20 protein-coding genes and 1 tRNA gene are annotated in these 20290 nt (G+C 62.1%); 17 read left to right on the top strand and 4 right to left on the bottom strand.

Annotation, left to right across the window (positions count from 1 at the left end):
- The first annotated feature begins 15 nt into the window (after positions 1–15).
- From AC3B5Q_RS18615 to AC3B5Q_RS18540, 16 genes are all read left to right on the top strand, one after another.
- Positions 16–543, top strand: a complete 528-nt coding sequence (locus AC3B5Q_RS18615; protein ID WP_010952934.1) for a YceD family protein — start codon at positions 16–18, stop codon at positions 541–543.
- A 13-nt stretch (positions 544–556) separates the two neighbouring features.
- Positions 557–739, top strand: coding sequence for a 50S ribosomal protein L32 (gene rpmF, locus AC3B5Q_RS18610; protein ID WP_003247154.1), 183 nt, complete (start codon positions 557–559; stop codon positions 737–739).
- A 3-nt stretch (positions 740–742) separates the two neighbouring features.
- On the top strand, positions 743–1753 hold the full coding sequence (plsX, locus tag AC3B5Q_RS18605; RefSeq protein WP_021784981.1) for a phosphate acyltransferase PlsX: 1011 nt from the start codon (positions 743–745) through the stop codon (positions 1751–1753).
- Positions 1754–1880: 127 nt separating this feature from the next.
- On the top strand, positions 1881–2819 hold the full coding sequence (gene fabD, locus AC3B5Q_RS18600; protein WP_101195963.1) for an ACP S-malonyltransferase: 939 nt from the start codon (positions 1881–1883) through the stop codon (positions 2817–2819).
- A gap of 15 nt (positions 2820–2834) precedes the next feature.
- Entirely contained in the window at positions 2835–3575 is a 741-nt protein-coding gene (gene fabG, locus AC3B5Q_RS18595) for a 3-oxoacyl-ACP reductase FabG (protein WP_003247160.1), read from the top strand.
- A 203-nt stretch (positions 3576–3778) separates the two neighbouring features.
- The gene (acpP, locus tag AC3B5Q_RS18590) at positions 3779–4015 is read left to right on the top strand and encodes an acyl carrier protein (RefSeq protein ID WP_021784983.1); all 237 of its coding nucleotides are present in this window, start codon (positions 3779–3781) and stop codon (positions 4013–4015) included.
- 186 nt (positions 4016–4201) lie between these two features.
- Positions 4202–5446 carry a beta-ketoacyl-ACP synthase II gene (fabF, locus tag AC3B5Q_RS18585; RefSeq protein ID WP_101195964.1) on the top strand — a complete coding sequence of 415 codons (1245 nt, stop codon included), beginning with the start codon at positions 4202–4204 and terminating at the stop codon, positions 5444–5446.
- Positions 5446–6261, top strand: a complete 816-nt coding sequence (gene pabC / locus AC3B5Q_RS18580; protein WP_021784985.1) for an aminodeoxychorismate lyase — start codon at positions 5446–5448, stop codon at positions 6259–6261. Before fabF ends, pabC begins: the two co-directional genes overlap by 1 nt.
- Before the next feature lie 4 nt (positions 6262–6265).
- Positions 6266–7486, top strand: coding sequence for an endolytic transglycosylase MltG (mltG, locus tag AC3B5Q_RS18575; protein WP_021784986.1), 1221 nt, complete (start codon positions 6266–6268; stop codon positions 7484–7486).
- Positions 7487–7495: 9 nt separating this feature from the next.
- Positions 7496–8128, top strand: a complete 633-nt coding sequence (tmk, locus tag AC3B5Q_RS18570) for a dTMP kinase (RefSeq protein ID WP_021784987.1) — start codon at positions 7496–7498, stop codon at positions 8126–8128.
- The gene (locus AC3B5Q_RS18565; protein WP_021784988.1) at positions 8121–9107 is read left to right on the top strand and encodes a DNA polymerase III subunit delta'; all 987 of its coding nucleotides are present in this window, start codon (positions 8121–8123) and stop codon (positions 9105–9107) included. Before tmk ends, AC3B5Q_RS18565 begins: the two co-directional genes overlap by 8 nt.
- Positions 9108–9137: 30 nt before the next feature.
- Entirely contained in the window at positions 9138–9920 is a 783-nt protein-coding gene (locus tag AC3B5Q_RS18560) for a TatD family hydrolase (RefSeq protein ID WP_021784989.1), read from the top strand.
- A gap of 482 nt (positions 9921–10402) precedes the next feature.
- Entirely contained in the window at positions 10403–11038 is a 636-nt protein-coding gene (locus AC3B5Q_RS18555) for a TetR/AcrR family transcriptional regulator (protein WP_021784990.1), read from the top strand.
- A gap of 257 nt (positions 11039–11295) precedes the next feature.
- On the top strand, positions 11296–12264 hold the full coding sequence (locus AC3B5Q_RS18550; RefSeq protein ID WP_392504266.1) for a GTP 3',8-cyclase MoaA: 969 nt from the start codon (positions 11296–11298) through the stop codon (positions 12262–12264).
- A gap of 66 nt (positions 12265–12330) precedes the next feature.
- The gene (locus AC3B5Q_RS18545) at positions 12331–12936 is read left to right on the top strand and encodes a DUF4823 domain-containing protein (RefSeq protein WP_103443899.1); all 606 of its coding nucleotides are present in this window, start codon (positions 12331–12333) and stop codon (positions 12934–12936) included.
- A gap of 10 nt (positions 12937–12946) precedes the next feature.
- Positions 12947–13507, top strand: a complete 561-nt coding sequence (locus AC3B5Q_RS18540) for a DUF1285 domain-containing protein (protein WP_103443900.1) — start codon at positions 12947–12949, stop codon at positions 13505–13507.
- Between the two features lie 350 nt (positions 13508–13857).
- On the opposite strand, the gene AC3B5Q_RS18535 is transcribed toward AC3B5Q_RS18540, so the two are convergent.
- Together AC3B5Q_RS18535 and AC3B5Q_RS18530 are read right to left on the bottom strand one after the other, a co-directional pair.
- Positions 13858–13933: transfer RNA gene (locus AC3B5Q_RS18535), tRNA-Asn, on the bottom strand.
- Positions 13934–13995: 62 nt separating this feature from the next.
- Positions 13996–15192 (bottom strand): amino acid aminotransferase, encoded by a 1197-nt coding sequence (locus tag AC3B5Q_RS18530; protein ID WP_021784994.1) that lies wholly within the window; start codon positions 15190–15192, stop codon positions 13996–13998.
- A gap of 284 nt (positions 15193–15476) precedes the next feature.
- Here AC3B5Q_RS18530 and uvrB point away from each other — a divergent pair, with 284 nt between their 5' ends.
- The gene (uvrB, locus tag AC3B5Q_RS18525; protein ID WP_021784995.1) at positions 15477–17492 is read left to right on the top strand and encodes an excinuclease ABC subunit UvrB; all 2016 of its coding nucleotides are present in this window, start codon (positions 15477–15479) and stop codon (positions 17490–17492) included.
- Between the two features lie 127 nt (positions 17493–17619).
- Here uvrB and AC3B5Q_RS18520 read toward each other — a convergent pair whose 3' ends face one another.
- Entirely contained in the window at positions 17620–19170 is a 1551-nt protein-coding gene (locus AC3B5Q_RS18520) for an MDR family MFS transporter (RefSeq protein ID WP_010952993.1), read from the bottom strand.
- A complete protein-coding gene (locus AC3B5Q_RS18515; RefSeq protein WP_021784996.1) occupies positions 19160–20215 on the bottom strand; it encodes an HlyD family secretion protein in 1056 nt (351 codons plus the stop codon). The genes AC3B5Q_RS18520 and AC3B5Q_RS18515 overlap by 11 nt, the downstream gene beginning before the upstream one ends.
- Positions 20216–20290 lie beyond the last annotated feature (75 nt).

Below are 20290 nucleotides of genomic sequence, written 5' to 3'. Positions count from 1 at the left end.
TAGAATGCTGCGCCTATGTTGAATGACCCGATTCCACCTCACGTTGACCCGCGCAAATTAGCCGATCGTGGCGTAACCCTTAACGGTTCGCTGCAACTCGCTGATTTGGAAAGACTCTGCGACCCGCTTTCCGACAATGTCGGTACGGTGCAGGCGAAGTTCGATTTTGAACGAGATGAACAGCACGTGGTGGTTATCCACAGCGAGCTGGACGTCGAAGTCAAGATGGTTTGCCAGCGTTGTCTTGAGCTGGTCACCCTGCCGATCCACAGCGAATGTACTTACGCAGTGGTGAAGGAGGGTGCGAATACCCAGTCGTTGCCGAAAGGCTATGACGTGCTGGAACTGGGCGAAGATCCTTTGGATCTGCAGGCATTGGTCGAGGAGGAGCTTTTGCTCGCCTTGCCAATCGTGCCTGCTCATCATCCGGAAGAATGCCAGCAGCCGGCGGGCGCAGACGAGCCCGAATCGAGCAAGGACGAGGTATCGCGGTCCAACCCGTTCAGTGTTTTGGCGCAGTTAAAGCGTGACCCAAACGTTTAGGAGTTAATCAATTATGGCTGTTCAGCAGAACAAAAAATCCCGCTCTGCCCGTGACATGCGCCGTTCGCACGACGCCCTGTCGGAAAACGCGCTGTCGGTAGAGAAAACCACCGGTGAAGTTCACCTGCGTCACCACGTTTCGCCAGAAGGCGTATACCGTGGTCGCAAAGTGGTCGACAAGGGCGCTGACGAGTAATCCTTGTCCGCTCAGGTCATCGCGATCGACGCAATGGGCGGGGACTTCGGTCCCCGCAGCATTGTCCAGGCTAGCATTGCCTGCCTTTCGGCTACCCCCTCGCTGCACCTGACCCTCGTCGGTCAACCCTCCCTCCTTGAAGATCTCGTCAGTGGCCTGCCAGCTGCGGATCGTGCGCGCCTGCAGATTGTCGCCGCCAGTGAGGTGGTCGGCATGGACGAGCGGCCATCCCAGGCGTTGCGCGGCAAGCCGGATTCGTCGATGCGCATCGCCCTCGAACTGGTACGCGACGGAAAAGCCCAGGCCTGCGTCAGTGCCGGCAATACCGGGGCGCTGATGGCGTTGTCGCGCTTTGTGCTCAAGACTCTGCCGGGTATCGACCGGCCGGCCATGGTGGCGGCGATCCCGACCCAGACGGGTTACTGCCAACTGCTCGATCTGGGCGCCAATGTCGACTGCAGTGCCGAAAACCTCTACCAGTTCGCTGTAATGGGCTCTGTGGCTGCCCAGGCTCTGGGTGTGCACCGGCCAAGGGTCGCGCTGTTGAATATCGGTACCGAGGACATCAAGGGTAACCAGCAGGTCAAGCTGGCTGCCACGCTGTTGCAGAATGCCCGCGGCCTCAACTATGTCGGTTTCGTCGAAGGGGATGGCCTGTACCGGGGTGAGGCAGACGTGGTGGTGTGCGACGGTTTTGTCGGCAACATACTGCTCAAGTCCAGCGAGGGCCTGGCGACGATGATCGGTGCGCGCATCGAAAAACTGTTCAAGGGCGGTGCTTTTGCCCGCGTTGCCGGGGCCGTTGCCATGCCGCTGCTCAAGCGTCTGCAGGCCGACCTGGCGCCGGCGCGGCACAATGGGGCGAGCTTCCTGGGGCTGCAGGGTATCGTCATCAAGAGTCATGGCTCGGCGGGCGTGCAGGGGTTTCAGAGTGCCATCCAGCGGGCGCTGATCGAAATTCAGGAAAACCTGCCGCAGCGGCTGCATGGCCGCCTTGAAGACCTGTTGCCTTAGGCATTTCGCCGATGAAGTGCTTAAATGTGACCGCTTGGTCTGTGTTTCCATCCAAGTTTTCAGATTCCGCGCCTGGCCTCGGGCCTGGCGCACACTATCCGACGACAAGATCATAAGGGCTTGTTCAATGTCTGCATCCCTCGCATTCGTCTTTCCCGGTCAAGGTTCCCAATCGCTGGGCATGCTCGCCGAGCTCGGCGCCGAGAAGCCAGTGATCATCGAAACCTTCAAGGAAGCGTCCGAAGCGCTCGGCTACGACCTGTGGAAGCTGGTCCAGGACGGCCCGGAAGAGCAACTTAACCAGACCGACAAGACCCAGCCGGCGATCCTCACCGCGTCCATCGCGTTGTGGCGCCTGTGGCTGGAAGAGGGCGGTGCCAAGCCTGCCTTCGTTTCCGGTCACAGCCTGGGCGAATACAGCGCTCTGGTCGCCGCCGGCAGCATCAGCCTGAAAGATGCCGTTCGCCTGGTCGAGCGCCGCGGTCAGCTGATGCAGGAAGCCGTACCGGCCGGTCACGGCGCCATGGCTGCCATTCTCGGCCTGGACGATGCTGTGGTCGTGGAAATCTGCGCCGAAGCCGCTGAGGATGAAGTGGTCAGTGCCGTGAACTTCAACTCGCCTGGTCAGGTGGTCATCGCCGGTAACAAGGCTGCGGTAGATCGCGCCATGGAACTGTGCAAGGCCAAAGGTGCCAAGCGCGCCCTGCCGCTGGCGGTCAGCGTCCCGTCGCACTGTGCCCTGATGAAGCCGGCCGCCGAGCACTTTGCCGATTCGGTCAATGCCATTGACTGGAAGGCCCCGCAGATTCCGGTGGTGCAGAACGTCACTGCCGCCGTCGCCGCCGACCTCGATGCCCTCAAGCACGACCTGCTGGCACAGCTGTACCAGCCGGTACGCTGGGTCGAGTGTGTGCAGACCCTGGCCGCCAACGGTGCGGTCAACCTGGTCGAGTGTGGCCCGGGCAAGGTACTGGCTGGCCTTAACAAGCGTTGCGCCGACGGCGTGACCACCTACAACCTCAACACCCCTGACGCCGTTGCTGCCACCCGTGCGGCACTGGCCTGATTTGGAGAAGCTTGCATGAGCCTGCAAGGTAAAGTTGCACTGGTTACCGGCGCCAGCCGTGGCATTGGCCAGGCCATCGCCCTAGAGCTGGGCCGCCAGGGCGCGACCGTGATCGGTACCGCCACTTCGGCGTCCGGCGCCGAGCGTATCGCTGCCACCCTGAAAGAGCACGGCATCACCGGCACCGGCATGGAGCTGAACGTGACCAGCGCCGAATCGGTTGAAGCCGTACTGGCCGCCATTGGCGAGCAGTTCGGCGCGCCGGCCATCCTGGTCAACAACGCCGGTATCACCCGCGACAACCTCATGCTGCGCATGAAAGACGACGAGTGGTTCGATGTCATCGACACCAACCTGAACAGCCTCTACCGTCTGTCCAAGGGCGTGCTGCGTGGCATGACCAAGGCACGTTGGGGTCGTATTATCAGCATCGGCTCGGTCGTCGGTGCCATGGGTAACGCAGGTCAGGCCAACTACGCGGCTGCCAAGGCCGGTCTGGAAGGTTTCAGCCGCGCCCTCGCGCGTGAAGTGGGTTCGCGTGGTATCACCGTCAACTCGGTGACCCCAGGCTTCATCGATACCGACATGACTCGCGAGCTGCCGGAAGCTCAGCGCGAAGCCCTGCAGACCCAGATTCCGCTGGGCCGCTTGGGCCAGGCTGACGAAATTGCCAAGGTGGTTTCGTTCCTGGCGTCCGACGGCGCAGCCTACGTGACTGGCGCTACCGTGCCGGTCAACGGCGGGATGTACATGTAATACTGCAACTCAATGTGACGGGTTTCGTAAAAAAAGAGTCATACTGCGAGCCTAAAATCCGTTATAAAGCTGCAACCAGATTCCAGGCAGCGGGTGGGGTGACTAGCCTGAAGGTGCGTTTCGCTTGAAAAGCGAACGTCTTTCTATAAAATTAGCCACCGGCCAGCTGCCTGACATATATCCATTAGGAGTGAAAACTAGGTATGAGCACCATCGAAGAACGCGTCAAGAAAATCGTCGCCGAGCAACTGGGCGTCAAGGAAGAAGAAGTGACTAACTCCAAGTCCTTCGTCGATGACCTGGGTGCCGATTCGCTTGACACCGTTGAACTGGTGATGGCTCTGGAAGAGGAATTCGAGACCGAAATCCCTGACGAAGAAGCCGAGAAGATCACTACCGTTCAAGCTGCTATCGACTACGTCCTGGCCCACCAGGCCTAAGACGCTACAGTCGACGCTACTTGTCGGGGAAAACCGCACTGCCTTCGCCGGCGTGCGGTTTTTTCTTTGCGAGCGCCTCGCGTTTTCAGGCTGCTTCGTTCACCGCGCACCAAGAGTCTGTTGCCATTGCATTCCAGTGCTTGAATGCAATGGCAAGAGACTCTGTTATTAGAAAAGGAGAGTACTGTGTCGCGTAGACGCGTCGTGGTCACCGGTATGGGTATGCTGTCGCCACTGGGTACCGATGTACCGAGCACCTGGCAGGGCATTCTGGCTGGCCGCAGTGGCATTGGTCCGATCGAACACACGGACCTGTCTGCCTACTCCACCCGTTTTGGCGGCTCGGTGAAAGGCTTCGAGGTTGAGCAGTACCTGTCGGCCAAAGAGGCCCGCAAACTCGATCTGTTCATCCAGTACGGCCTGGCGGCCGGTTTCCAGGCGGTGCGTAGTGCCGGCCTGGAGGTTACCGACGCCAACCGCGAGCGTATTGGCGTGGCCATGGGCTCGGGTATCGGTGGCCTGACCAACATCGAGGAAACCAGCCGCACCCTGCACGATTCGGGGCCGCGCCGCATTTCGCCGTTCTTCGTGCCGGGTTCGATCATCAACATGATCTCCGGTTTCCTGTCGATCCACCTGGGCCTGCAGGGGCCGAACTACGCTATCGCCACTGCTTGCACCACCGGCACCCATTGCATTGGCATGGCCGCACGCAATATCGCCTACGGTGAAGCTGACGTGATGATCGCCGGTGGCGCCGAGATGGCCGCTTGTGGTCTGGGCATGGGCGGTTTTGGTGCTTCGCGCGCGCTGTCTACTCGCAATGACGAGCCAAGCCGGGCCAGCCGCCCGTGGGACAAGGGCCGTGACGGCTTTGTGTTGTCCGACGGTGCTGGTGCCCTGGTGCTCGAGGAGCTGGAGCACGCCCAGGCCCGCGGTGCGACTATCTATGCCGAGCTGGTTGGCTTTGGCATGAGCGGTGACGCCTACCACATGACTTCGCCGCCTGACTCTGGCGAAGGCGCTGCCCGCTGCATGACCAACGCCTTGCGCGATGCCGGTATCCAGCCGGAAGAAGTCAGCTACATCAACGCCCACGGCACTTCTACCCCGGCGGGCGATGTGGCGGAAGTGGCGGCGATCAAGCGCGTGTTCGGCGAGCATGCCTACAAGCTGGCGGTCAGCTCGACCAAGTCGATGACGGGTCACTTGCTGGGCGCCGCGGGCGCGGTGGAGGCGATCTTCAGCGTGCTGGCAATCAATAGCCAGATGGCTCCGCCGACCATCAACCTGGACGAGCCGGACGAGGGTTGTGACCTGGACTTCGTTCCCCATCAGGCGCGCAGCATGCCGATCGACGTGGTGCTGTCCAACTCGTTCGGCTTTGGCGGCACCAACGGCTCGCTGGTATTCCGCCGGTTTGCCGGCTGATGCACAGCTGGATCGACGGCCAGCCTGCGACTGCACTCAACCTGCAGAACCGCGGCCTGGCCTACGGCGATGGCCTGTTCGAAACCATCGCTGTGCGAGGCGCCCGGCCCAGCTTGCTGGACGGCCACCTCGCACGCCTGGCGCTGGGCTGCCAGCGCCTGGCAATCAACGCCGACCTGGCGCTGGTGCGCGACGAGTTGCTGCGCTACGCCAGCCAGTTGGGCGAGGGTGTCGCCAAACTCATCCTTACTCGTGGCGACAGTCAGCGAGGCTATGCACCGGCGGTCGATGCTGCGCCGCGGCGTATCCTGCAAGGCAGCCCATTACCCCGCTATCCTGCCGAGCATGCCGAGCATGGCGTGCGGTTGTTCCCTTGCCAGACCCGGCTTGGGGAACAACCACTGCTGGCCGGCCTCAAACACCTCAACCGCCTGGAGCAGGTGCTGGCCCGTGCCGAATGGCAGGACAACGACCATGCCGAAGGCCTGATGCGTGACGCGCAGGGCAGGGTGATCGAAGGGGTATACAGCAATCTGTTTCTGGTGCGTGATGGTGTGCTGCTTACCGCCGACCTTAGCCGTTGTGGGGTGGCGGGCGTGATGCGTGCCGCACTGCTGGAACAGGCCCCACTGCTGGGTATTGCGGTACAAGTCTGCGACCTGTCGTTCGACGCGATGGAGCAAGCTGATGAAGTATTTGTTTGCAATAGCGTTTACGGCATTTGGCCTGTGCGTGGCGTAGCCGCGCTAAACTGGTCGCCGGGCCCGCTCACTCGTAAACTGCAGGCCGTTGCCCGTACGTTACTGGAAACCTGAATTCGTGAGACGTAAATTCCTGCTGTTGCTGGAAATGGGCTTGATCCTTGCCGGCCTGGCGTTTGGCTGGTCGGCCTGGAAGGTCAACTCGGTCCTGGAGCAGCCCTTGCACGTCACGCAGGAACGCCTGCTGGATGTGCCCAATGGCACTAACCCAAACCGCATGTTCTACAGCATGCAACGAGAAGGGTTGCTCGACGACGCCGTCTGGTTGCGTTTGTACTGGCGCTTCAACATGGCCGGCACCCCCCTGCACACCGGCGAGTATCGTCTTACCCCAGGCATGACCGTCGAGCAGTTGTTCGACGCCTGGCGCCGTGCCGACGTGGTGCAGTACAACCTCACCCTGGTCGAAGGCTGGACCTTCCGCCAGGTGCGCGCGGCCGTGGCCAAGCATGAAAAGATCAAGCATACACTCGATGGCTTGTCGGATGCCGAGGTCATGGACAAGCTCGGCCATACCGGCGTATTCCCCGAAGGCCGCTTCTTCCCCGACACTTACCGCTTCGTGCGGGGTATGACCGATGTCGAGTTGCTGCAGCAGGCCTACATGCGCCTGGACGAAGTGCTGGCCAAGGAGTGGGCTGAGCGTTCCACCGACCTGCCGTATCGTGACCCCTACCAGGCGCTGATCATGGCCTCCCTGGTAGAAAAGGAAACCGGCATTCCGCAGGAGCGCGGGCAGATCGCCGGTGTGTTCGTGCGGCGCATGCGCCTAGGTATGATGCTGCAGACCGACCCGACGGTTATCTATGGCATGGGTGAACGCTACAACGGCAAGATCACCCGCGCTGACCTGCGCGAGCCTACGCCCTACAACACCTACACCATGACCGGCCTGCCGCCGACACCGATCGCGATGGTCGGCCGCGAAGCGATTCATGCGGCGCTCAACCCGTCCAATGGCACCAGCCTTTACTTCGTCGCTCGTGGCGATGGCAGCCATGTGTTTTCCGACGACCTCGACGGCCACAACTCGGCGGTGCGCGAGTTCCAGCTCAAGCGCCGGTCGGACTACCGCTCCAGCCCCGCGCCGCAGCGAGAGGCAAAGCCAGCTGACGATGATGCTGAACAGGCGTCGGGCGCCGATGACGCGCAGCGCCCTGAACCCCCGGCTGCGGACGAGCCTGCTGCGCAGCCAGCCCCCGATGAAGCGCCCGCGCAGGATGCCCCTGCCGGCGGTGCGCAAGCGGCCGAGCGGCCGACGCCTGACGAACAACATTAAGGACTGCCTGTGAGCGGCTTGTTTATTACTTTGGAAGGCCCCGAAGGTGCGGGCAAGAGCACCAACCGCGACTATCTGGCCGCGCGCCTGCGCGAGCACGGCCTGGACGTGGTGCTGACCCGTGAGCCAGGCGGCACGCCGCTGGCGGAAAGGGTGCGTGAACTGTTACTGGCCCCGAGCGACGAAGCCATGGCGGCCGACACCGAGCTGCTGCTGGTGTTCGCCGCTCGCGCCCAGCACCTGGCGCAGGTGATCCGCCCGGCGCTGGCCCGTGGGGCTGTGGTGCTGTGTGACCGTTTCACGGACGCTACCTATGCCTATCAGGGCGGCGGTCGTGGCTTGTCGGTCGAGCGTATCGCTACCCTGGAGCAATTCGTCCAGGGCGACCTGCGCCCGGACCTGACCCTGGTCTTCGACCTGCCGGTAGAAGTGGGCCTTGCCCGAGCCGCTGCCCGTGGCCGCCTGGACCGATTCGAGCAGGAAGGGCAGGCCTTCTTCGAAGCGGTGCGCCAGGCGTACCTGCAGCGCGCTCAGGGCGCGCCACAGCGCTACAGCTTGCTTGATGCGGCACAATCCCTGGAGGCTGTGCAGCGTGACATCGACGCACTGCTGCCAGGCATTTTGGGGCGTTGCCGTGGCTGAGGCCTACCCCTGGCAGCAGGCGCTGTGGCAGCAACTGGCCGGGCGTAGCCGGCACGCCCACGCCTATTTGCTGCATGGGCCGCAGGGTATTGGCAAGCGGGCCCTGGCCGAGCGCCTGATGGCGCGCCTGTTGTGCCAGCAGCCGCAGGGTCTGGACGCTTGTGGGGCGTGTAAGTCGTGCCTGTTGCTCAAGGCCGGCAGCCACCCGGACAACTTCGTCCTCGAACCGGAAGAGGCTGACAAGCCGATCAAGGTCGACCAGGTGCGTGAGCTGGTGGCTTTTGTGGTGCAGACCGCGCAGCTGGGCGGGCGCAAGGTGGTGTTGATCGAGCCGGTGGAGGCGATGAATGTCAATGCCTCCAACGCCCTGCTTAAAAGCCTTGAAGAACCTTCCGGTGATACCGTGTTGTTGCTGGTTACGCACCAGCCCAGCCGTCTGTTGCCGACGATCAAGAGCCGCTGCCAGCAGGTCGCCTGTCCGCAGCCCAGCCTGGCCCAGAGCCAGGCATGGCTGGCCGGCGCGTTACCCGACTGCGACGAGGTCGAGCGCGATGAACTGCTGACGCTGGCCGCGGGTTCGCCATTGATGGCGGTCAGCTTGCAGGCGCAGGGTGTGCGCGAGCAACGTGCGCTGGTTACCGACGGGGTGAAGAAGTTGCTCAAGCAGCAGCAATCGCCCAGTCAGCTGGCCGATGCCTGGAGCAGTGTGCCGTTGTTACTGCTGTTCGACTGGTTTTGCGATTGGTCGCACCTGATCCTGCGCTACCAGTTGACCCAGGACGAGGAAGGGTTAGGCTTGGCCGATATGCGCAAGGTCGTGCAGTACCTGGCCCAGAAGAGCCGACAGGCCAAGGTGCTGGAGGTGCAGGCATGGATCCTCGAGCAGCGCCAGAAGGTGCTGGGCAAGGCCAACCTCAACCGTGCCTTGCTGCTTGAATCGCTGCTGGCTCACTGGCTGCAACTGCCGGGTGCCCGCTGATCTCCCATTTTTCATGTGTGCCGTTATCCCATGCTCGTAGACTCCCATTGCCACCTCGACCGTCTTGACCTCAGTGCCCACCAGGGCTCCCTGGATGCTGCCCTGCAGGCGGCGCGTGAGCGTGGGGTCGGGCATTTCCTGTGCATTGGCGTCAGTGCCGAGAATGCGGGGGCAGTGAAGGCGCTGAGCGAGCAGTACGCTGACGTCGACTGCTCGGTGGGCGTGCACCCGCTGGACCTGGCCCCTGGTGAAACCCCGGCGTTGGAATGGTTATTGCGCGAATTGGCCCACCCGCATGTGGTGGCGATTGGTGAAACCGGGCTGGATTACCACTACGAGCCGGAGGCTGCCGAGTTGCAGCAGGCTTCGTTCCGCCTGCACCTGGAGGCCTCGAGGCAGACCGGCAAGCCGGTGATCGTGCATACCCGGGCGGCGCGCGCCGATACCCTGGCGCTGCTGCGTGAGGCCAACCTGCCGCAGGCTGGTGTGCTGCACTGCTTTACCGAAGACTGGGACATGGCCAAGGCGGCGCTGGACCTGGGTTATTACATTTCGCTGTCTGGAATCGTGACCTTCCGCAATGCCGAGGCGTTGCGTGAGGTGGCGCGGCAGGTGCCTGTCGATCGCTTGCTGGTGGAGACCGATTCACCCTATCTGGCACCGATTCCGCACCGGGGCAAGCCGAACTTGCCGCAGTATGTGCGGGAGGTGGCGGAGTATGTGGCTTCCCTGCGTGGGGCCAGTTATGAGCAGTTGGCCGAGCAGACTACCGCCAACTTCAAGCGTCTGTTCCCGTTGGCGCGTGTGGATTGATTCACCGGGGTTAGAGATTGCGTGAGGGTTACAAGGTGCCTGCCACAGCCCTTGCAGCGCCTATGAGATCGAGCGCCGCCCGCGCGGCGCTCGATCTCACGGGCGCTGAAACTCTTGCGGCACGCACCTGACAGCCGTCACACCATCCTCCCCACAAAAACACAAAAAAAACCCGGGTTCTGGGGGAGGAATCCGGGTTAAGACCATTAGGAGTAAAACAAAGGTACGCGGTCCCTGAGCACCTTTATCGGCGCGCCACTGGGGGGGATGCGCCGCGCCAACACTTCAAGTATTGGTCAGGTTTGGCGCAGTGCCAGTGCATATTGGACGTTTTTTAAACAGATTTGGAATACGTCAACGTTTCATTCCTCCCGCAGCGCATGGCTGTATGTATCGTGAAACACAGACATGTGTGGATGATCCGTGCAATTTCCCGCAAGTTAGGCATAATAAACCGCTTCGATTGTCATCCAGTCCTTCCCATGCAGAAAGAACCTCGTAAGGTCCGTGAGTTTCGCCGTCGCGAACAGGAAATCCTCGATACCGCGCTCAAGCTGTTTCTCGAGCAAGGTGAAGACAGCGTCACTGTCGAGATGATCGCCGACGCCGTGGGCATCGGCAAAGGCACGATCTACAAGCACTTCAAGTCCAAGGCGGAGATCTACCTTCGCCTGATGCTCGACTACGAGCGTGACCTGAACGAGCTGTTGCACTCGGCCGACGTCGACCGTGACAAGGAAGCGCTGTCGCGCGCCTACTTCGAGTTCCGCATGCGCGACCCGCAACGCTACCGGCTGTTCGACCGCCTTGAGGAAAAGGTGGTCAAGGGCAATCAGGTGCCGGAAATGGTCGAGCAGTTGCACAGCATCCGTGCCTCCAACTTCGACCGCCTGACCCTGCTGATCAAGGGCCGAATCAGCGAAGGCAAGCTCGAAGACGTGCCGCCGTATTTCCACTACTGCGCTGCCTGGGCGCTGGTGCACGGCGCTGTGGCGCTGTACCACTCGCCGTTCTGGAGCAATGTGCTGGAGGACCAGGAAGGTTTCTTCCAGTTCCTGATGGATATTGGTGTGCGGATGGGCAACAAGCGCAAGCGCGACCCGGAACCCTCGAACTGAGCATTGCACAAAACTGCGTGGGCCCTGTGGCAGCGGGCACGCCCGCGAACACCGGCGCAGCCGGTGCCAGCCACCGCGTTTGATTCTTCGCGGGTACGCCCGCTGCCACAAGTACTGCATCGTGGGTGCTCTGCGCGGCAGCGCAGCCTGCAGCGTTCGGCTATCGCTTGAACATTCGGCATTGTTCATTGGGGGTTGCAAAAACCTGATTTATGAGTCAGGTTTTGCCAGCCCCTTCATCCATGCCGGAGTCACTCATGATCGTCGATCGTCAAGGCAGGCGCTTTCGCAACCTGCGCGTCAGCCTGACGGCTGCCTGCAACTACGCCTGTACCTACTGCGTACCTGACGGCAAGCGGCTGGTGGCGGCGCAGGACGAGCTGTCGGCGGATGCCCTGGCCCGTGGCGTGGCCTATATGATCGAAGCTGCCGGCATCGAGCGCCTGCGCATAACTGGCGGTGAGCCATTGGTTAGCCCGCGTCTGGATGCCTTTCTGGCTACCGTGGCCAAACTCGACCTTGACGACATCTCGCTGACCACCAATGGCCAGTTGCTGGCGCGCAAGTTGCCGCAACTGCAGGCGGCCGGGATTCGTCGGCTGAACGTTTCCCTCGATACCCTCGACCCGCTGGCTTTCCGCCAGATTGCTCGTGGCGGCGACCTGGGCGCTGTGCTGGACGGAATGGAGCGGGCGAGCGCCCTGGGCATGCGAATCAAGGTCAACATGGTGCCGATGCGAGGGAAAAACCTCGATCAGGTACTGCCGCTGCTGGATTACTGCCTCGCGCGCGGCTTCGAGCTGCGCTTTATCGAACTGATGCGCATGGGCCATCTTGCCCATGATCGCAACGCCTTCCTCCAACAGTTTGTCGGCCTCGACCAACTGCTTGCGCTGATCGGCGGCCAACATACCTACGCCCAGGTGGATGCGCCGCTGGACGCCACTGCCATGCGTTACCACATCCCTGGCAGGGGCCACTTCGGCGTCATAGCCAACGAAAGCGTGCCGTTTTGCCGTACTTGCTCGCGGCTGCGCCTGTCTTCCACGGGCTGGCTGCATGGCTGCCTGTCGTCTGGTAACCGGCACTTCGTCGGCGACCTGCTGGAAAAGCCGCGTCATCAGGCGTTGCCGGCCTTGCAGCGGTTGTTGGTCAAGGCATTGGCAGACAAGCAGGACCTGGCCTTTTCCGGCGGCGTGACGGTCATGAAAGTGATCGGTGGCTGAAGCTGGCGCAAAAGCTGCATCCGCCGGCTATTCGCCGGTTTTTCGTCGCCGGCCACTGGAGGAAAGATGCGTAGCCTGGTCTTGCTGCTAGCGCTGATGGCGCTGGGCGGCTGCATGAATGTCAGTGATATGGGCGAGGGCGTCCGCTATCACATGAGCGATGCCGGTTTGCTGGACCACAGCGAAACCCGTCGCACCTTGTCGATCCGCCTGCAGCCTGATTCATTCATCTTCATCGGCCAAGGTGCGTTCGTGCCGCCGGGCAAGGGGCCGGCGCCTCGGCAGAATGCAGTGGCTCAGCAGGCCTACAAGAGTTTCGTTGAATACTTCCCGATGGTGCGTCGCGCCCAGGGGCCGCTGGGCCTGGAAGAGGCCATTGCCCAGGCGCGCTCGGTAGGCGCCGACTACCTGCTGTACACCCGCTTCGCTCGTACCGACGATCGCATCGGCAATGGTGACGAGTGGTATGACGAGCAGGCCGTCGACCGTCTGGGCTGGGACACTGGCGTGGTGCAGATGATGCTGATCGAAACCAATACCCGCTACCTGATCGACACCGCACGCATCAAGAGCCGTGGCGGTTTGTTGACGTTCCACGACAACACCCCGGAGGATTTGCTTGGCGCGCCGATGCGCGAGTACGCTCGTAGCCTCTTGGGCATGAGTGAATGAGGCAAGCGTGATGAGTGACTCCGGCAAGGCCAATGACCTTCTGGCGCAGATCCCCAAGGCCAAGGGGCTGCCGCCGGTGCACCTGTGGAACCCGGATTTCTGTGGTGACATCGACATGCGCATCGCCCGCGACGGCACCTGGTATTACCTGGGTACGCCTATCGGGCGAAAGCCGATGGTGCGGCTGTTCTCGACCATCATTCGCCGCGATGGCGATGACTATTTCCTGATCACCCCGGTAGAGAAGGTCGGCATTCGTGTCGACGATGCGCCGTTCGTGGCCGTGCTGCTGGAAGTGCAGGGGGAAGGCGAACAACAGGTGCTGCGCTTTACCAGCAATGTCGAGGACCAGGTCGAGGCCGGTCCGGATAACCCTCTGCGGGTGGTGATCGACCCGGTGACGCAGGAGCCATCACCGTATGTGCTGATGCGCAGCAACCTGGAGGCGCTGATACATCGCAATGTATTTTACCAACTGGTGGAGCTGGCGGTGCCGCGTGTGATCGAGGGGGAGGAATGGTTGGGCGTCTGGAGCCAGGGTCAGTTTTACCCGATTGGGCGTAGTGGTTGAGGGCTCTGGGGCTGGATGGTGCATGTCTTGGGTTTTGTGCTGCCCGGCAGATCGAGCGCCGCCCGCGCGGCGCATCGCGAGCTGCGCTCGCTCCTACGTTTGTTTCGGGCCAGTAACGTCTGTTACAGGCGCGCGCGACCGCCTTGTTTGTACGACGTGATATTGCGCCATGCGCCAAGGCGTCCGCGCGCAAATGGCACAGGAATGATTGGCCAGAAACAAACGTAGGAGCGAGCACAGCTCGCGATGCGCCGCGCGGGCGGCGCTCGATCTACCAGGCGGCGACATACTTCCGGTGAACAACGAAAAAGCCCCCGGTTGCTTACGCAACACGGGGGCTTTTCAATGTTTGGCTCCGCGACCTGGACTCGAACCAGGGACCCAATGATTAACAGTCATTTGCTCTACCGACTGAGCTATCGCGGAATCTGCGCGTATCTTACTGATTGCCCGGGAGAAGTCAACCCACCCCCAGGCAAAACAATGAGTTACAGCACTTCCACGATAGCTTTGGTCACCACGTGGATGTTGCTCTGGTTCAGCGCGGCCACCGCGATACGGCCGGTGTCCAGGGCATAGATGCCGAAGTCGTTCTTCAGGCGGGCAACCTGTTCAACGGTCAGGCCCGAGTAGGAGAACATGCCGACCTGGCGGCCAACGAAGCTGAAGTCGCGGTTGGCACCGTATTCGGCCAGCAGCGATACCATCTGCTTGCGCATGCCGTGGATACGCTCGCGCATTTCGGCCAGTTCGGTTTCCCACATCTGGCGCAGTTCTGCGCTGTTCAGCACGGTGGCAACAATGGTTGCGCCGTGGGTTGGCGGGTTGGAGTAGGTGGTGCGGATCACGCGCTTGACCTGCGACAGCACGCGGGTGCTCTCGTCCTTGGAGGCGGTCACGATCGACAGTGCGCCGACGCGCTCGCCGTACAGCGAGAACGATTTGGAGAACGAGCTGGAAACAAAGAACTCCAGGCCCGACTCGGCGAACAGGCGCACGGCGAAGGCGTCTTCGGCGATACCGTCACCAAAGCCCTGGTAGGCCATGTCGAGGAACGGCACGTGGCCCTTGGCCTTGACTACTTCCAGAACGTTCTTCCAGTCGTCCAGGTTCAGGTCGACGCCCGTCGGGTTGTGGCAGCAGGCGTGCAGCACCACGATCGAGCCGGACGGCAGGGCGTTGAGGTCTTCGAGCATGCCAGCGCGGTTGACGTCGTTGGTCGGCGCATCGTAGTAGCGGTAGTTCTGCACCGGGAAGCCGGCCGATTCGAACAGCGCACGGTGGTTTTCCCAGCTCGGGTCGCTGATGGCAACCACGGCGTCTGGCGAGATGCGCTTGAGAAAGTCGGCGCCGATCTTCAGCGCGCCGGTACCACCGACGGCCTGCACGGTGACCACGCGGCCAGCGGCCAGCAGTGGCGACTCGGCGCCGAACAGCAGCTTCTGCACAGCCTGGTCGTAGGTGGCGATGCCGTCGATCGGCAGGTAGCCGCGCGAAGCGTGCTGGGCGGCACGCTGGGTTTCGGCTTCGATCACGGCGCGCAGCAGCGGAATGCGGCCTTCCTCATTGCAATACACGCCTACGCCCAGGTTGACCTTGTCGGTACGTGGGTCGGCGTTGAATGCTTCGTTGAGGCCCAGAATAGGGTCGCGGGGTGCCAGCTCGACAGCGGAAAACAGGCTCATTGTTACCTTGGCTCTGATTGGAGTGTGATAGGGCGTACACGCTCCAGCCGAATGCACTGAAGCGGTGCACAAACGGGGAGTCAGTATAGTGATACCGACCGGTCACCGCGACACTCTGGCACAGCTTTTAGGGCTATTTGCGCAAATATTTTTCGACCATTGGTCCAATTGCCGTGTCCACCGTTGCACAGGCCCACACCTGTGCCTTGAAAGCGCCCCCGAACGGGCGCATTTGGGTATAGACTACTGGCTAAATTTACAGCTGCTGCACCGTGAGGTCCTTCATGTCCGAGTTCCAGCTCGTCACACGTTTCCAGCCGGCCGGCGACCAGCCCGAGGCTATCCGCCAGTTGGTTGAAGGCATCGAGGCGGGGCTGTCGCACCAGACGCTGCTCGGGGTGACTGGCTCGGGCAAGACCTTCAGCATTGCCAACGTCATCCAGCAGGTGCAGCGCCCGACGCTGGTGCTGGCGCCCAACAAGACGCTGGCCGCCCAGTTGTACGGGGAGTTCAAGGCATTCTTCCCCAACAATGCGGTGGAGTACTTCGTTTCCTATTACGACTACTACCAGCCGGAAGCCTATGTGCCGTCGTCAGACACCTTCATCGAGAAGGACGCCTCGATCAACGACCACATCGAGCAGATGCGTCTGTCGGCGACCAAGGCGCTGCTGGAACGGCGTGACGCGATCATCGTGACCACTGTGTCGTGCATCTACGGCCTGGGCAGCCCCGAGACCTACCTGAAAATGGTCCTGCACGTGGACCGTGGCGACAAGCTCGACCAGCGCGCGCTGCTGCGCCGCCTGGCCGACCTGCAGTACACCCGCAACGAAATGGACTTTGCCCGCGCCACCTTCCGGGTACGCGGCGACGTAATCGACATCTTCCCGGCGGAATCGGATCTGGAAGCCATCCGCATCGAGCTGTTCGACGATGAAGTGGAGAACATCGCCGCTTTCGATCCGTTGACCGGTGAGGTTTTCCGCAAGCTGCCACGTTTCACCTTCTACCCCAAGAGCCACTACGTCACCCCGCGGGAAACCCTGCTGGAAGCAGTGGAGGGCATCAAGGAAGAGCTGAAAGATCGCCTGGAATACCTGCACAAGGCCAACAAGCTGGTCGAAGCGCAGCGTTTGGAGCAACGCACCCGCTTCGATCTGGAGATGATCCTCGAGCTGGGCTATTGCAACGGCATCGAAAACTACTCGCGTTACCTGTCCGGGCGCCCGGCCGGGGCGCCGCCGCCCACCCTGTACGATTACCTGCCGCCCGATGCGCTGCTGGTGATCGACGAATCCCACGTCAGCGTCCCGCAGGTGGGCGCCATGTACAAGGGCGACCGTTCACGCAAGGAAACCCTGGTCGAGTACGGCTTCCGCATGCCTTCGGCGCTGGACAATCGGCCGATGCGTTTCGACGAGTGGGAGGATGTCAGCCCGCAGACCATTTTTGTTTCGGCCACCCCAGGCCCCTACGAGGCCGAGCATGCCGGGCGCGTGGTGGAGCAGGTGGTGCGCCCGACCGGGCTGGTCGACCCGCAGGTAGAGGTACGCCCTGCGCTGACCCAGGTCGACGACCTGCTGTCCGAGATCCGCAAGCGTGTTGCGGCAGGCGAGCGTGTGCTGGCGACAACGCTGACCAAGCGCATGGCCGAGGACCTCAGCGATTACCTGGCCGACCACGACGTACGGGTACGCTACCTGCACTCGGACATTGATACGGTGGAGCGGGTAGAGATTATCCGCGACCTGCGCCTGGGCACCTTCGACGTACTGGTGGGCATCAACCTGCTGCGCGAGGGCCTGGACATGCCCGAGGTGTCGCTGGTGGCCATCCTCGATGCAGACAAGGAAGGTTTTCTGCGTTCCGAGCGTTCCCTGATCCAGACCATTGGCCGCGCTGCACGTAACCTCAATGGCCGAGCCATCCTGTATGCCGATAACGTCACCGGCTCCATGCAGCGGGCCATTGATGAAACCGAGCGCCGCCGCGAGAAGCAGATCGCCTTCAACGAAGCCAACGGCATCGTGCCCAAGGGGGTGGTCAAGGACATCGCCGACATCATGGAAGGCGCCACCGTGCCCGGTGCGCGCAGCAAGAAGCGCAAGGGCATGGCCAAGGCGGCAGAGGAGAGCGCCCGTTACGAGGCCGAACTACGTACGCCGGGCGAGATCACCAAGCGCATCAAGCAGTTGGAAGAGAAAATGATGCAGTTCGCCCGCGACCTGGAGTTCGAAGCTGCGGCGCAGTTGCGTGACGAGATTGCGCAGCTGCGGGAGCGGTTGATCAGCAGCTGAAGCCGGGCGCGGGCCCTGTGGGAGCGGGCGTGCCCGCGAAGAATTCAATGCGGTGGCTGGCACCGGCTGCGCCGGTGTTCGCGGGCATGCCCGCTCCCACAGGGACCGCATCTAATCTGTAATAGCCTCAGTGGGCCTCCCCAGCCTTCAGCCCCTCCGGCAACTTGCGGGTCAGCAACACCGCCACCATGCTCACCGCCAACCCGATCCCGACAAAGTGGAAGGCATCGTTGTAAGCCATGATCAGTGCCTGCTGGTGGGTAATCTCGCTAAGTTTGCCCAGCGCCGCATTGTCATTGCCCAAGCGCTCCGCCAGTTGCGCCAGCCGCTCAGCCACCTGTGGGTTGCTCGGCACCACCGATTCGCGCAGGTAGTCGAAGTACACCTTGGTGCGCGCATCCAGCAGGGTGGCCAGCAAGGCAATACCAATCGCGCCACCTAGGTTACGCAGAATATTGAACAGGCTCGACGCGGACCCTGCATCCTGTTGTTGGATATACGCGGTGGCAATCAGCGAGATGGTCACCATGATCATCGGTTGGCCCAGGGCGCGGATGATCTGGATATGGTTGAACTGCGGCCCGGCAAAGTCCGGGTTGAGCACCCCCGAACCGAAACTGGCAGCGCCGAACAGGCAAAACCCCAGCGCGCATAGTACCTTGGGCGATATCACCTTCATCAGTTGCGGCACCAGCGGGATCAGGAACAGCTGCGGAATACCCATCCACATGATCACCTCGCCAATCTGCAACGCGTTGTAACCCTGTACCTGCGCCAGGTACAGCGGTAGCAGATAGATCGACCCGTACAGGCCCACGCCCATGCCCAGGCTAGCGATGCTCGACAGGCCAAAGTTGCGGTTGCCAAGAATGCGCAGGTTGATCAGTGGATGTGGCTTGGAAAACTGCAAGATGACGAAGGTGATCAGGCTGACCAGGGCAACGCTGCCCAGGCCGACGATCAGGTGCGACTCCAGCCAGTCCTTGCGGTGCCCTTCTTCAAGAAACACCTGCAGGCAGCCCAACCCAAGGCCGAGCGTGACGATCCCGGCGTAATCGGTACTTTTCAGCAGCTCCCAGTGCGCCTCCTTCTTCTCAAGCCCGTATAACAAGCCGGCGATCATTAGCAGGCCCGGCGGGATATTGATGTAGAAGATGTACTCCCAGCCCCAGTTCTCGGTCAGCCAGCCGCCCAGGGTGGGGCCGATAGAGGGGGCGAAAGTGGCGGTCATGGCGAACATCGCCATGCCTTTGGCGCGGTGGTGCTCGGGCAGCTTGATCAGGGTCAGGGTAAAGGCCAGCGGTATCAGCGCGCCGCCGGTGAAGCCCTGCAAGGCACGGAACAGGATCATGCTCTCCAGGTTCCAGGCCATCGAGCATAGCAGCGACGACAGCAGGAAGCCGCCGGATACCCACACTGCCAGGCGCCGCGCCGACAGCAGCTGCACCAGCCAGGCTGTTAGCGGGATCATGATGATTTCCGCTACCAGGTACGAGGTGGAAATCCATGAGCCTTCTTCCAGCGTCGCCGACAGTGCGCCCTGGATGTCCTTCAACGAGGAGTTGGTGATCTGGATGTCCAGCACTGCCATGAAGGCACCGAGCATCACGCTCATCACCGCGATCCAGTCGCGCCGGGTTGGCTCCGCCGTGGGGCGCAGCAGTTGGTCACCGGCCATTGTGGTCTTGGTCTTCACTGCGCAGGTCGACAGTGGCGGTCACCGACATGCCGGGGCGAATACGCCCATGCAACGGGTTGTCGGCGCGGAACGTGAGTTTTACCGGGATGCGCTGCACAACTTTGGTGAAGTTGCCGGTGGCGTTGTCCGGTGGCAGCAGGCTGAACTGCGCACCGGACGCGGCGAACAGGCTGTCCACCCGGCCTTCGATCGGTGTGTCGGGGTAACTGTCGAACACCAGCTCCGCGCGCTGGCCGGGGTGCATGCGGCCGATCTGGGTTTCCTTGAAGTTGGCCTGCACCCAGATGTCTTCATCCGGCACGATCGACAGCAGGTAGGCGCCAGCCTGCACCACCTGGCCATCGCGCGCACTGCGCTGGCCGATGGTGCCGCTGATCGGTGCATGGATTTCGCAGCGGGTCAGGTTCAGCTCGGCCTGGGCCAGGTCGGTGCGGGCATTGGCGATTTGCGCATCGAGGCGCTTGAGTTCGGCGTTCAGGGTCGTGACCTGCTGGCGCTGGCTTTGCAGGTCGGCGCGTGCCTTGTCGACCTGGGAACCGGCGACATGGCTGTCCGCCGACAGGGAAGTGACCCGCTCCTCAGAGACAAAACCCGGCTTGCGCAGTTTCTCGGCGCGGCTCAGGTCCAGCCGTGAACGGTCGAAAGTGGCCTGGGTAGCCGCCAGCTGGGCCTGGCCGGCGGCAATCAGGCTGCCTTGCTGGGTGAGGCGGCTTTGCGCTTGCGCGTACTCGGCTTCGCGGGTGGCCAGGGCGGCGCGGGCGCGTTCGACCGCCAGCTCGAAGTCGGCGGGCTCCAGGCGCACCAGCAGGTCGCCCTTGTTGACGTGCTGGTTGTCCGCGACCGGGACTGTTTCGATGCGTGCACCGAGCTGGCTGGAGATACGGGTGATCTCGCCCTGCACGTAAGCGTTGTCGGTGCTTTCGTAGAAGCGGCCCTTGAAGTACCAGTGGGCCAGGAAGGCAAGGGCAATGATGGCCACCAGGGTGAAGAAGATCGTCAGGCGGCGTTTGAGTTGGGCAGGCATGGGGACTATCGTTCCAGAAATGTAAACAAATTTAACAGCGGCACAGGGCCTGTCGACAAGTGACGTTCGCGCCAT

Source organism: Pseudomonas sp. D5(2026), from assembly GCF_057766845.1.
The sequence above is the reverse complement of the archived record's forward strand: the minus strand, read 5'-3'. Positions and strand labels throughout refer to the sequence as shown.